Raw genomic sequence first — 12,626 nt, 5'->3', positions numbered from 1 at the left:
ATTAATCCTTAAACTATTGATGATGAGGCATACGCTATTGATTTTGATGCTATTGATTTGTGAAACGAGTGCTTCGGCGCAGTTGACGTTGAAGTCGGAGAAGGGAGATTTCGAGGCTCGTTTGATTGGTCGGGCGTTATTTGACGGAGGAGTGTTTTTTAGTGATAAAACGTCTTTGGGAAATGCGGTTGAGGTGTATGATGTCCGCATGGGGACGGTGGTTCGTTTTCTGGAAAGGTGGACCGGGAAGATCGAGATGGGGTTTGCCAAGAGTAAGGTGTCAATGAAAGATATTTATATCGAGTATAATGACGGGAAGAATCTGTTCCGGGTGGGCCATTATTTCGAACCGTTCAGTTTGGAGTACCGGATCGGGACGTCGGATATGAAGTTTAACGGGGCTGCCGTGACCGGGATTGCTTTCGGGGATCGCCGACGGTTGGGAATCAGTTACACGTATAATTGCGACGTGCTGAACGTGTCGGGAGGCGTGTTCAGTGATAAAGATATTGACAACACGGAAAAAGGGGATGAAGGGTACGCATTTTCGGGGAGAGTGTTATATCGTCCTTATTCAAAGGAGAAAAACGTGATTCATGTCGGGGTTTCTTCTCGGTTTGGCGTGCAGGGAGAGGCAGAAGAGAACACGTTGACTTATTCGGCTGGGGCTCCCTCGAATTTGATTTCCGAGAAATTTTTGAAGGCAGAGGTGACTGAGGCAATTAATGAATGGAAGTTCGGGGCCGAGGTGGTGATGGTGCTTGACAGGTGGTATTTCCAAAGTGAATACCTGATGGCTCACGTGAATCGTAAAGCGTCGGTTGAGAATTATAACGGTGACGGTTGGTACGCGCAAGTGGGGTATGCCTTACTGAATGGCCGTTATGGTTATAATAAAACGAGTGGTATGGCCACGGCTCCGGGGGCGAAGAGCTTGGAAATCCTGTGTCGCTATAATGTCACCAACATGAACGATAAGGATGCCGGAATTATGGGAGGGAAACAGAATGATTTCTCGATCGGGGGTATCTATTATTTCAACAAGTACGTGGCAGCGAAAATGAGTTATAGCTTGGTAAGTTTGGATAAACATGCACCGATAGATGGGAAACAGACGTTTAGCATGATACAGGGGAGGATTCAGTTGAGCTTTTAAATAATTGAAAATTGAAAATGGAGAATTGAAAATGAACTCCTCCGTCAGCTTCGCTGCCACCTCCTCTATAAACAGAGGAGGAGCTGGTGACTCTTCCCGAAGACGGTGAGTAATTCAACTCTCCCTCTGTTTATAGAGGGAGTACCCGAAGGGGGAGGGAGTTTGGTCTAAAATCATTAAATCTAAAATTAATCGATGCGTGTTTGTATAGCGGAAAAGCCGAGTGTGGCGAAGGAGATAGCGGAGGTTCTGGGAGCCAAAGTACGTCGGAATGGTTATTTCGAGGGGAATGACTATTGTGTGACGTGGACATTCGGGCATCTTTGTTCGTTGCAGGAACCGCACGAGTACACGGAAAAGTGGAGGCAGTGGAATTTGAGTATGTTGCCGATGATTCCGTCCTCGTTCCGTATCAAGTTGATTGATGATGAGGGAATCAAACGGCAGTTTGCCATTATAGAGGAGTTGTTCAACCGGGCGGAGATGGTGATTAATTGCGGTGATGCGGGGCAGGAAGGGGAGTTGATCCAGCGCTGGGTGCTTACGAAGGCGAAGTGCAAGGCCCCGGTGATGCGGTTGTGGATTTCTTCGTTGACGGAAGAGGCGATCCGGGACGGGTTTGCCAAGTTGATGTCGTCGAAGGATTTTGACACGCTATACGCTGCCGGGTCAGCCCGGGCGATCGGGGACTGGCTGTTGGGGATGAATGCCACGAGAGCTTACACGTTGCGCTACGGGAACGGGAAGAACGTGTTGTCGATCGGGCGGGTGCAGACCCCGACGTTGGCTCTGATTGTCGATCGGCAGAAAGCAATCGAGCAATTCAAACCGGAAACTTACTGGGAAGTACGGACGGATTACCGGGGAGGCTGGTTCTCTTACACGAAAGGACGTTTCACGGTAAAGGAGGAGGCTGAGGCTTTCATGCAGGAGATTCTACCTTTAGAGTTGGAAATCAAGAGCGTGGAACGCAAAAAGGCCATGGAACACCCTCCGAAACTGTTCGACCTGACGTTGTTGCAGGTGGAGTGTAACCGGAAGTTTGCTTTCTCGGCGGACACGACTTTGAAAATCATCCAGTCGTTGTACGAGAAAAAGTTGACAACTTATCCCCGTGTAGATACGAATTTCTTACCGAATGATATATATCCCAAAGTCCCCGGAATTTTGAAGGGGCTGAAACCATACGTCACGTTGATTGACCCGATTATTAACGGGAGTAAGATACGAAAGTCTCCGAAGGTGTTCAATGACAAGAAAATCACGGATCACCATGCCATTATTCCGACAGGAGTTTTTAGCTATGATATGACCCCGGATGAAAAGCGGGTGTATGATTTGGTGGCCCGACGGTTTATCGCGGTGTTCTATCCGGATTGCGAGATTGCGAACACGACGGTTATGGCTCAGGTGGGGGTGAACGAGTTCAAGGCAACCGGAAAACAGATTATTGACCCGGCTTGGCGGGTAGTTTTTCCCGCGGCATCGAACAAACAGAGTGATGAGAACGTGTTGCCTGTGTACGAGGTCGGGGAAAAGGGGCCGCACACGCCCGAATTGCAGGAGAAGGAGACGCAGCCGCCGAAGTATTACACGGAGGCGGATTTGCTGCGGGCGATGGAGACTGCCGGAAAACAGGTGGAAGACGAGGAACTCCGGGATTTGATGAAGGAGAATGGGATAGGGCGTCCGTCTACCCGGGCGGGGATTATCGAGACGTTATTGAAAAGAGGGTATATTCGGAAGGATAAAAAGCGGTTGGTGGCAACAGCCACGGGCGTTGAACTGATTGATACGATCCAGAATGACTTGTTGAAGTCGGCCGAGTTGACCGGGCAATGGGAGAAGAAATTGCGGATGATCGAGGAGGGGACTTACAACGTGTCGGATTTTATGGAGGAGTTGAAGGTGATGGTGAACGAGTTGGTACACGTGGTGAAGTGTTCTCCCCGGAAAGCGATCACCGTGGAGGTGGCAGAAGAGGCGGAAAAAGAATCTACCCCGAAAGAGAAGAAAGCCCCGAAGAAGGAGAAAGCTCCCGCAGAACCCGTCGTGTTGAAATGTCCGAAATGCGGGAACGGCGAGATTATCAAGGGACGGGCGGCTTGGGGGTGTAGCCTGTATCGGAAATCTTGTGATTTTATTATCCCCATGGAATTTTTTGGGAAAAAATTAACACAGAAGCAAGTCGAGGCTTTGGTGTTGAAAGGGAAAACGGGAGCGTTGAATGGCTTTAAAAATGAGGACGGTAGTACGTTTAGCGGTGTTCTGCGTCTGGACGATAACTTCCGGGTGATCGTGGATAAAAAATAGGGGGTGTATTAAATCTATCTTAAAACTATTTTCAAATGATATAGGTCTGAGTTTTAATCCTTAGCTTTGTGTTACAATAAAAAATAAATAAAGAAAAGCTATGAGATTAAAACATTATTTATCCTGTATGTTGATCTTGTTGTCATTTGTTACGGTGAATGCACAAGAGAAAAAAGAGTTAAAAGAAGGAGATCAAGCTCCCACGTTCAAGTATTTGGATATTAACGGCAAGGAAGTATCCTTGAGTGACTTGAAGGGTAAATATGTCTATATTGATGTATGGGCTACATGGTGTGGACCCTGCCAATATGAACTTCCTCATTTGAAAGAGTTGGAGAAAAAGATGCATGGTAAGAAAATCGTGTTCGTGAGTATTTCTTGCGATAAAGATAAAGCTGCTTGGGAGAAGATGGTGAAGGAACAAGGTTTGGGCGGAGTTCAATTACACAATGGCGGAGATCGTGAATTTATGACCGCTTTCGGGATCAGAGGTATTCCTCGCTTTATTCTTCTGGACAAAGAGGGTAAGGTGGTGAACGCGAATATGACTCGTCCTTCAAATGCTGAAACCGAGAAAACGTTGAAGGCGTTGAAGGGAATTTAGGAATTTTAGATTTAATGATTTTGGATTGAGGGAGGGATTGAAGTAACTGGAATTTAAAATTTAAAATTAATAAGATCACTGAATTTTTAGTTTGGCTTTGGACAATTGTTTAGAGCTTTTTATCAGATGAACGGGCCTTAGGGATGGGGTCCGTTTTTCTATACAACGTCGTGACCGAAGGGGGTGATGGCCAGACGGGCCAGTTTGAAATGTTGCACGCCGAAGGGGATGCCGATGACGGTGATGCAGAAGATCAGCCCGAAAAGGAGATGGGATAGAAATATCCATATTCCCCCGATAAAAAACCAGATGACATTCATGAGGAAGGAAAGACAACCGCTACTTTGCGGGAGGTCTACCACTTGGCTACCGAAAGGCCAGAGGGCCAGCACTCCGAGTTTTAGGGTTTGTATCCCGAAAGGTATTCCGATGATCGTGATGAACAGACCGATGCTAGAGACAAAATATTCTAGCGCGATGAAAAAACCGCCGAACAGGACCCAGATGATATTTCCAAGAATTTTCATGTGTTATCGTGTTTTATAATGATTTTCCAAAGATACGATAAAGAATGCAATTTAGGAACAGGGGAGAAAGGAACTTGTAACTTGTTGTGAGAATCGTGCGTATGATTCATGTACTTATTAACTTGTAATGAATATGACTATGATCGAGCATTTGACAAAGGATAGTTTTAAGCGGAAGGTGTTTGACTATCAGAATGAGAGGGTGTATAGATTTGAGGGGGAGCGTCCGGTCGTGATAGATTTCTACACGAATTGGTGTGTTCCGTGTAAGACCATAGCCCCGATCTTGGAAGAATTGCAGCGGGAGTACGAGGGGAAAGTTGATATTTACAAGGTGGATAGCGATATGGAGAAGGAGTTGGTGAAGGCCTTCAACGTGCGGAGCATCCCGACCTTGATGTTTGTTCCGGTGGAAGGCCAGCCACAAGTGGGATGCGGGGCCGTGTCCAAAGGGGAATTGAAACATTTCTTTAATCAGGTATTTCATATTTGATATGGGGTAATTTGTTGATTTGTAGGAGATAATCTTGTGAATGGCGGGATTATTAATTTCTATTAATTTCGGAGCCTTGAATTTGAAATTAATATATACCTTTGTGCGTTTTAAAATTAAGGGTATAATAATATGGAAAAGGTGTTTAGTCCGAAATTATTCGGATTAATTAAAGACGGTTCGGTAAAGAAGAATTTATCGAAAGATATTCTTGCCGGAATCGTGGTAGGTATCGTGGCTTTACCGTTGGCAATCGCTTTTGCCGTGGCCTCGGGTGTTTCTCCTGAAAAGGGGATTATAACGGCTATCGTGGCCGGATTTCTCATTTCGTTCTTTGGTGGTAGCCGGGTACAGATCGGTGGCCCCACGGGAGCTTTTATCGTTATTGTCTACGGGATTGTGAATGATTATGGTCTGGACGGGATGATTATTTCAACGATATTTGCCGGGGTGATCATGATCGGGTTCGGTATGCTGCGGTTGGGGACGTTACTGAAGTTTATTCCTCACCCGTTGATTGTCGGTTTTACTTCCGGTATCGCCTTGACGATTTTCTCCACGCAAATATCGAATGCACTGGGACTGACACTGACGGATGTGCCGGGAAGTTTTATCGGTAAATGGGGTGCTTATTTCGGGGGAATAGATACCGTGAACTGGTATGCCGTGGGAATCACGATCGTGACTGTGTTGATCGCGGTGTATATGCCGAAGATTACAAGTAAGGTGCCGGGTTCGTTTGTTGCCATATTGGTGGTGACGCCTATTGTGGCATTCCTCTTGCCGGAAGGTGCGGTGACGACGATCGGTTCCGAGTTCGGGGAGATTAAATGTAATTTGACCCCGGTATTCCCGTCAATCGAGTGGGGACAGTTGTCTCATTACTTGCAGCCAGCCATGACGATTGCCATTTTGGGTGCTATTGAGTCCTTGCTGTCCGCGGTAGTTGCCGATGGTATGATCAGTGGGCATCACCGTTCGAATACAGAGTTGATAGCTCAGGGTATTGCTAATATTGCCTCTCCTTTGTTTGGTGGTATTCCTGCCACGGGAGCCATTGCCCGTACGGCAACTAACGTGAAGAACGGGGGACGTACCCCGGTTGCCGGTATCACGCATGCCGTGGTGTTGTTGCTGATCATGTTGTTCTTCGGGAAGTGGGCGTCTTTGATTCCGATGTCATGTCTGGCAGGAATCTTGATCGTGGTGTCTTATAACATGAGTGAATGGCGGTCATTCCGTTCCATTTTGCGGGCATCGATGTCTGACGTGGTGATTTTGCTGGTGACATTCTTTTTGACCGTGCTGGTCGATTTGACCGTGGCGATTGAAATCGGGGTTGTGTTGGCTGCCCTGTTGTTTATGAAACGTATGGCGGATAACGCCCCGAAAGAGATTATCGGAGCCACGAATATGGATAGCGATGTGCTTGAAAATTACAAGAACCTACCGAAAGGTTTGGGGATATACGAGATTAGCGGGCCATTTTTCTTCGGGTCGGCAAAAACATATTGCGAAACAATTCGTAACTTAGGCGTGAATTACGAAGTACTGATTATTCGTATGCGTCATGTGCCTTTCGTGGATTCTACCGGGTTGAAGAACTTGAGAGAGACAATACTTCAATTAAAGAACGAAGGTACGTACATCGTTTTGTCGGGAGTGAATGAATCGGTGAAAAAGGATTTATTGAAGGGGGGAATAGGTGAGCTTGTCGGGGTTGAGAATATTTACCCGAAATTCGATTTGGCTTTACAGGCCGCGAAAGAGAAGATTGAAGAGAAATAATTACAAAAAGATATTGAAGTATGAGCGGATTTTTTGGCTGTGTATCTCGTAAAGATTGTGTTGCTGACGTGTTTTATGGCACGGATTACCATTCTCATCTGGGAACGAAACGTGCGGGACTGGCTTTTTATAACGGGACGGATTTTAATCGCTCCATCCATAGCTTGGAGAGTGCCTATTTCCGGAATAAGTTTGAACCGGAACTGGATCGTTTCGCCGGGTCTAACTTGGGAATCGGGGTGATCAGTGATATGGAATCACAGCCCATCACGGTGACCTCGCATTTAGGACGGTTCGCTGTCGTGGTGGTAGGGCGTTTGGCTAACTTGGACGAGATTGTGGATGAGTTTCTGAAGGAACGAAAGCATTTTGCCGAATTGTCGAGTTCGACGGTGAACCCGACAGAGGCGGTGGCCATGTTGATTAATGCTGGGAATACGTTTAAGGAGGGAATCGAGAACGTGTATAACAAGGTCAAGGGGTCTTGCTCCTTTTTGATCCTAACGGAGACGGGGATTTATGCGGCTCGGGATAAATATGGTCGTACGCCGATTATCTTGGGGAAAAACGAGCATGGATACGTGGTGGCCAGCGAGAGTTCTTCGTTCACGAATCTGGGATACACGATTGTGCGGGATATTCAGCCGCGGGAGGCTTTGCAGATTACCCGGGATGGGATCACGCAAGTGACGACTCCGGGATGCAAGAAACAGATTTGTTCTTTCTTGTGGGTATATTACGGTTACCCTTCTTCTTATTACGAGGGGATTAACGTGGAAGATGCCCGTTATCGTTGTGGAGCGGCTATTGCCGAACGGGATGATGTGAAGGTGGATTACGTGGCGGGAATACCCGATTCGGGAGTCGGTCACGCGATTGGTTACTCGAATGCCCGTTGCCTGCCGTACAAGCGTCCGTTCGTGAAGTACACGCCGACATGGCCCCGTAGTTTTATGCCACAGAATCAGGCGATGCGGGATTTGGTGGCCAAGATGAAATTGTTGCCTAACGAGGCATTTACACGGGATGCCCGGATTCTATTTCTAGATGATTCGATCGTGCGGGGAACCCAGTTGAAGGATAACGTGGTGAAATTGAAGGAATGCGGGGTAAAAGAGGTGCATATGCGGATTGCTTGTCCGCCTCTGGTTTATCCTTGTGCGTTCTTGAATTTTTCCTCTTCCCGTTCTAATTTTGACTTGTTTACCCGTCGGGTGATCCGGGATTTGGAAGGTACCTCCGATTTGACGGAAGAGATATTGAAACCATATACCGATCCCGATTCGGAGAAGTACAAGAAGATGCTGGACGTGATGGCTCAACATTTACAGTTGGATTCATTGAAGTTTCAACGTCTGGAAGATATTGTGAAGGCAATCGGATTGCCGAAGGAGGAGCTTTGTACCCATTGTTGGGACAATTCTTCTTATATGTAAAAAAGGGCTGGAAACAGCCCTTTTTTACATATAAGAAGAAAGATAAAAGTTTTTATCTTAATATGCATGGTGGTCGTCTTTCACATCCTGTATATCAATCTGTTTTTTGTTGAGAGCTCGCCAAGCGTAGAATATATAGGCCAGCACGATCGGGGAGGCCAGAGACACGTATGCCATGGTTTTCAACGTGTAGAGGGAGGATGAGGCATTGTAAATGGTCAATGACGAATTGAGATCCGTGTATGACGGGTAGAATGCCGTGTTATTGAATCCTGCCACGATAAACAAGGCGATTACAGCCAAGACGATTCCGATTCCGGAAAACCAAATCCCTTTTCTCCAATGGGGTTTCAAGATGGATTGGATGATTCCGAATAAAACTCCGATAACACCGATCAATAAAATAAGCGTGTTCAAAGGCATTTCCAGCAGGTTGTGGAAATATTTGTACGGGACGAGTTGGATGCTCTTATCTTCCATGATCGCATAGCCTTTACCCAGTAAGATGATGGCTAGGAAGGCGAGTAGGAGTATCACGAACGGGATGGAGTTGTATAATACTTGTTTTTTACTTCTCTCGTAGATCACGTCATGTTTGATGTTATTCATAAAATAGAGGGAGGCTAATGTACGGGCCAAGAAGAAAATGGCTAGACCCAGACAGAGGTTTGCGACATTGAACAGCACCTCGATACCTCTCCATGGACTCATCCATGTAACATCATTCATTTCTCCTAGTTTAAACGGGTTACCCGTGAAGAAAGAGCCGACAACGGCACCGATACAGATGGTGCCGATGACCCCGTTAATGATCAGGAATATATTGTAGGTCTTTTCCCCGAGCAGGTTTCCGGCTTTCCGGCGATACTCGTAGGAAACGGCCTGCATCACGAAACAGAACAATACGACCATCCAAGCGAGGTAAGCTCCCCCGAAACTGGTTGAATAGAATAGCGGGAAACTGGCAAAAAATGCTCCCCCGAACACGACTAATGTCGTGAACGTGAATTCCCACTTACGTCCTAAACTATTGACCAACAGATTGCGTTCATCGTCAGTCTTGGCAATGGTATATAATAGTGTTTGTCCTCCTTGCACGAACAGCAGGAATACGAGCAATCCGCCAAGTAATGATATTAAAATCCACCAATAATGTTGAAGAAATTCCATATTCATTTGCGATTTGTGATTTATGATTTTAGATTTTAATGATTTTCCGGTCCCTTTTTTATCTGGTGGAACATAATTTTCAGTTCTGCAATTAGCAGGATGGTGAAAAGTATGGCAAACATCCAGAAAGTGGTGATTACCCAGTCGGACGCTATTTTGGTAACGGCAACATTCGTGGGCATCAGATCCTGTACGACCCAAGGTTGGCGACCAACTTCTGCCACGATCCAACCGCATTGGGAAGCGACGTAAGCCAAGGGAACGCAGACAAGAGCCAAGTAAGGAATGAGTTTGAATTTCTCGAATTTTCTCTTCTTTGCATACCACAGGGAAAGAATGAATAGAAGTGTGAATAACATACCCAAGCCGACCATGATTCGGAAACTGAAGAATACGAGTGGCACGTGAGGTATGACGTCATACGGGGATGACAAGTAGCCGTACCCGAAGTCGGAATAGTTGGCTTTAAAGACTTGTAACGTGCTGTCGGCAAGGGGATGGTTTTCGTCCTTGACGGCTTGCTTATATGTTTTCAAGGCATCGATGGCGGTGCGGCCGTTAGCCATACGTTGTTCCAAAGAGGGATAGGTGATACCTTCTTGAGAGGTGTAACCATCTAAAATATTTTGAATACCGGGAATATAGGCATTGAAATCATGATACCCCAAGAAGGAAAGCATTTTGGGAACATGGATCGCGTATTCCATTTTTTTCATCTTGGGTGTCGGTAATGACGGATCGTTTGTCGGAATACCGATTACGGTGAATTCAACCCCGTTACCACCCTCGTTCAGACCTTCCATGGCGGCAAATTTCATGGGTTGTGTCTTAGTTACATCCTGTGCGCTGGAGTCTCCCGTGTACATGGTGAGCAGAATACTGATTAACCCGAACACGGAGGCGAGCATGATACTCTTACGAGCGAATTCAAGATTCCTTTTCTTCAGGATGAACCATGAGCTCACTCCTACCACGAAACAGGCCGACAGCGTGTAGGCCGAAGTTACCGTGTGGGTAAATTTACTGATCGCGGTGGGAGAGAAGAGAATTGCCCAAAAATCATCCATTTCATTTCTGGCTGTCAGTGGGTTAAATTCCATGCCGACAGGATTTTGCATCCAAGCATTGGCAACCAGAATCCATAGAGCTGAAATGTTTGCCCCGACAAATACCATCCAAGTTGAAACCAGATGGAAGCGTTTGCTTACTTTATTCCAGCCAAAGAACATGACAGCCACGAAGGTGGATTCTAAGAAGAACGCTATAATTCCTTCAATGGCTAGCGGGGCGCCGAAAATATCCCCCACGAACCAAGAGTAGTTTGACCAGTTTGTACCGAACTGGAATTCCAGAATTAATCCGGTAGCCACGCCGATGGCAAAATTAATACCGAACAGTTTCATCCAGAATTTAGTGGCATTCAGCCAACTTTGATCACCCGTTTTTACCCACATGGTTTCCATGATGGCGAGCATCAGGGCCAATCCCAAAGTCAGGGGTACAAACATGTAATGGTAGATTGCTGTCATGGCGAATTGCCATCGTGACCACTCCACCAGAGTGGTTGTTGTCAGATCAAGAAGCATAATATTAAGGTTTTGTTGTTAATTCTTCAAAAACATGATTACTTTTCTCCTCGGCACTGTCGTAGTGGGAGTTCAAGTAATTGGGCATTAACCAAAGTTTAAAGACTAAAAACATGATACATAGCTTAATAATGATAATAAGCCAAAGAGTTCTTCCCCACCGGGGCATATTCCTGAATCCGTCGTAATATAGATCCCAAGCTTTTCTTAGCATACACGACTTTATTTTGTTATTTATCCATTAAAGAACGTAATCAAAGATAAAAATGTTTTCTTGATTTCCATGTTTTTTTTGCATAAATAATACCTATGTGTTAATAGAATAAATTTATTTATCTATTTTTGAAGTAAGAAATGTGTAACGTCAAGTTGCTTTTGTCGTAAACGGAGAGTTGTTTGTTACTTTGTAAAGATTGAATTATGAATAATATAGGAAAATATTGTCTGGGAGGGTTCGCTTTGGCGGTCGTGGGATTTTTGTGTTGGTATTTTTCTTCTATAATAGCTTATATCTTGATTGCCGTGATCATCTCTTTTTTAGGGCGACCGGTGATGAATTGTTTGGAGCGCTTGGAAATTAAGGGGTATCATATACCGGGAGGTTTGCGAGCCGCGATAGCTCTGATTTGTATTTGGGTGGTATTTATCCTTTTCTTTTACACGGTGATCCCGTTAGTGAGCCAAGAATTTCAGTCGTTGAGTGATATTAGTATCACGAATATCGTGAACAAGCTGGAAGATCCTTTGGCCGATTTGGAGCAGGGGTTGAAACGGTTTGGCATTCTTGAATCGGATCAGGACGTGAAGGAATATATCGTGACGAACTTGAAGTCGGTGGTGGATGTCACGCAGATTCAAAATATATTCGGTTCTTTGGCAGGTACGATCAGTAGTATTTTTATAGCCTTGTTTTCCGTGACGTTTATGGCATTCTTTTTCCTGAAGGATAGCAAGTTATTTTACCGGATGTTGTTGACCATCGTGCCGACACGTTACGGGGAAGGCGTGGGGAATGCGCTGGATTCGATTCAAAAATTACTGATGCGTTATTTTATCGGGATTACCTTCGAGGTGCTGATCGTGATGGGTTTGAATATACTGGGATTGACGATCGTGGGGCTACCGTTTAATAATGCGGTGCTGATTGGTTTGATCACGGGAATTACGAATGTAATTCCTTATATCGGGCCTCTGATCGGGGCGGCTTTCGGATTGTCTGTCGGGATCGCGACGAATGTGGATGTCGATTTCTACACGGTGGTATTTCCCTTGTTGATATACATGAGTATCGTTTTCATTATTACCCAGTTGATTGATAACGTGGTGTTACAGCCTTTAATTTACGGGAATAGTGTTCACGCTCACCCGATGGAGATCTTTTTGGTGATACTGATTGCGGGAAATCTGGCAGGTATACCGGGAATGATCTTGGCGATACCGGGGTATACGGTTTTGCGGGTAATATTGAGGGAATTCTTTAATAAGTATAAACTGGTCAAGTCATTGACCAAAGGCTTGGAAGATGAAAATAAAAAAAACTAGAAGTGTGGTTA

General features: G+C 45.5%; 11 protein-coding genes. 7 read left to right on the top strand and 4 right to left on the bottom strand.

Annotated elements, in window-relative coordinates; translation table 11 throughout:
- Positions 1 to 22 precede the first annotated feature (22 nt).
- The 3 genes from QVC79_RS15590 to QVC79_RS15580 all read left to right on the top strand — a co-directional run bounded on the left by QVC79_RS15590 (position 23) and on the right by QVC79_RS15580 (position 4,073).
- Positions 23 to 1,156, top strand: coding sequence for an OprO/OprP family phosphate-selective porin (locus tag QVC79_RS15590; protein WP_270595503.1), 1,134 nt, complete (start codon positions 23 to 25; stop codon positions 1,154 to 1,156).
- A gap of 195 nt (positions 1,157 to 1,351) precedes the next feature.
- On the top strand, positions 1,352 to 3,469 hold the full coding sequence (locus tag QVC79_RS15585; protein ID WP_270595504.1) for a type IA DNA topoisomerase: 2,118 nt from the start codon (positions 1,352 to 1,354) through the stop codon (positions 3,467 to 3,469).
- A 100-nt stretch (positions 3,470 to 3,569) separates the two neighbouring features.
- Positions 3,570 to 4,073: a TlpA family protein disulfide reductase gene (locus tag QVC79_RS15580; protein WP_151411529.1), complete on the top strand. Its 504-nt coding sequence runs from the start codon at positions 3,570 to 3,572 to the stop codon at positions 4,071 to 4,073.
- A gap of 158 nt (positions 4,074 to 4,231) precedes the next feature.
- Here QVC79_RS15580 and QVC79_RS15575 read toward each other — a convergent pair whose 3' ends face one another.
- Entirely contained in the window at positions 4,232 to 4,600 is a 369-nt protein-coding gene (locus QVC79_RS15575; RefSeq protein ID WP_124318415.1) for a YccF domain-containing protein, read from the bottom strand.
- A gap of 133 nt (positions 4,601 to 4,733) precedes the next feature.
- Between QVC79_RS15575 and trxA the strand changes: the two genes are divergently transcribed.
- From trxA to QVC79_RS15560, 3 genes are all read left to right on the top strand, one after another.
- Positions 4,734 to 5,093, top strand: a complete 360-nt coding sequence (gene trxA, locus QVC79_RS15570; protein ID WP_229782956.1) for a thioredoxin — start codon at positions 4,734 to 4,736, stop codon at positions 5,091 to 5,093.
- Between the two features lie 132 nt (positions 5,094 to 5,225).
- Positions 5,226 to 6,881 carry a SulP family inorganic anion transporter gene (locus QVC79_RS15565; RefSeq protein ID WP_270595505.1) on the top strand — a complete coding sequence of 552 codons (1,656 nt, stop codon included), beginning with the start codon at positions 5,226 to 5,228 and terminating at the stop codon, positions 6,879 to 6,881.
- Between the two features lie 20 nt (positions 6,882 to 6,901).
- Complete coding sequence (locus QVC79_RS15560; RefSeq protein WP_270544255.1) at positions 6,902 to 8,317, top strand: amidophosphoribosyltransferase; 1,416 nt, start codon at positions 6,902 to 6,904, stop codon at positions 8,315 to 8,317.
- Positions 8,318 to 8,374: 57 nt separating this feature from the next.
- Here the strand turns inward: QVC79_RS15560 and QVC79_RS15555 are convergent, their stop codons facing one another.
- The 3 genes from QVC79_RS15555 to QVC79_RS15545 are packed head-to-tail and all read right to left on the bottom strand — an operon-like array spanning position 8,375 to position 11,287.
- Positions 8,375 to 9,493 carry a cytochrome d ubiquinol oxidase subunit II gene (locus QVC79_RS15555; RefSeq protein WP_270595506.1) on the bottom strand — a complete coding sequence of 373 codons (1,119 nt, stop codon included), beginning with the start codon at positions 9,491 to 9,493 and terminating at the stop codon, positions 8,375 to 8,377.
- A gap of 29 nt (positions 9,494 to 9,522) precedes the next feature.
- Entirely contained in the window at positions 9,523 to 11,073 is a 1,551-nt protein-coding gene (locus QVC79_RS15550) for a cytochrome ubiquinol oxidase subunit I (protein ID WP_124317406.1), read from the bottom strand.
- A gap of 4 nt (positions 11,074 to 11,077) precedes the next feature.
- Positions 11,078 to 11,287 (bottom strand): DUF4492 domain-containing protein, encoded by a 210-nt coding sequence (locus QVC79_RS15545; RefSeq protein WP_027201765.1) that lies wholly within the window; start codon positions 11,285 to 11,287, stop codon positions 11,078 to 11,080.
- Positions 11,288 to 11,493: 206 nt separating this feature from the next.
- On the opposite strand from QVC79_RS15545, the gene QVC79_RS15540 reads away from it, so the two are divergent.
- Entirely contained in the window at positions 11,494 to 12,615 is a 1,122-nt protein-coding gene (locus tag QVC79_RS15540) for an AI-2E family transporter (RefSeq protein WP_087422628.1), read from the top strand.
- Positions 12,616 to 12,626 lie beyond the last annotated feature (11 nt).

The organism is Butyricimonas sp. (assembly GCF_019423355.1).
GTDB lineage: Bacteria > Bacteroidota > Bacteroidia > Bacteroidales > Marinifilaceae > Butyricimonas > Butyricimonas faecihominis.
This window is presented reverse-complemented; position numbering and strand designations above follow the sequence as displayed.

Excerpts from the sequence above, each read along its gene's own strand:
- QVC79_RS15590 (WP_270595503.1), top strand. The coding sequence starts at position 23 with ATGAGGCATACGCTATTGATTTTGATGCTATTGATTTGTGAAACGAGT.
- QVC79_RS15585 (WP_270595504.1), top strand. The coding sequence starts at position 1,352 with ATGCGTGTTTGTATAGCGGAAAAGCCGAGTGTGGCGAAGGAGATAGCG.
- QVC79_RS15580 (WP_151411529.1), top strand. The coding sequence starts at position 3,570 with ATGAGATTAAAACATTATTTATCCTGTATGTTGATCTTGTTGTCATTT.
- QVC79_RS15575 (WP_124318415.1), bottom strand. The coding sequence starts at position 4,600 with ATGAAAATTCTTGGAAATATCATCTGGGTCCTGTTCGGCGGTTTTTTC.
- trxA (WP_229782956.1), top strand. The coding sequence starts at position 4,734 with ATGACTATGATCGAGCATTTGACAAAGGATAGTTTTAAGCGGAAGGTG.
- QVC79_RS15565 (WP_270595505.1), top strand. The coding sequence starts at position 5,226 with ATGGAAAAGGTGTTTAGTCCGAAATTATTCGGATTAATTAAAGACGGT.
- QVC79_RS15560 (WP_270544255.1), top strand. The coding sequence starts at position 6,902 with ATGAGCGGATTTTTTGGCTGTGTATCTCGTAAAGATTGTGTTGCTGAC.
- QVC79_RS15555 (WP_270595506.1), bottom strand. The coding sequence starts at position 9,493 with ATGAATATGGAATTTCTTCAACATTATTGGTGGATTTTAATATCATTA.
- QVC79_RS15550 (WP_124317406.1), bottom strand. The coding sequence starts at position 11,073 with ATGCTTCTTGATCTGACAACAACCACTCTGGTGGAGTGGTCACGATGG.
- QVC79_RS15545 (WP_027201765.1), bottom strand. The coding sequence starts at position 11,287 with ATGCTAAGAAAAGCTTGGGATCTATATTACGACGGATTCAGGAATATG.
- QVC79_RS15540 (WP_087422628.1), top strand. The coding sequence starts at position 11,494 with ATGAATAATATAGGAAAATATTGTCTGGGAGGGTTCGCTTTGGCGGTC.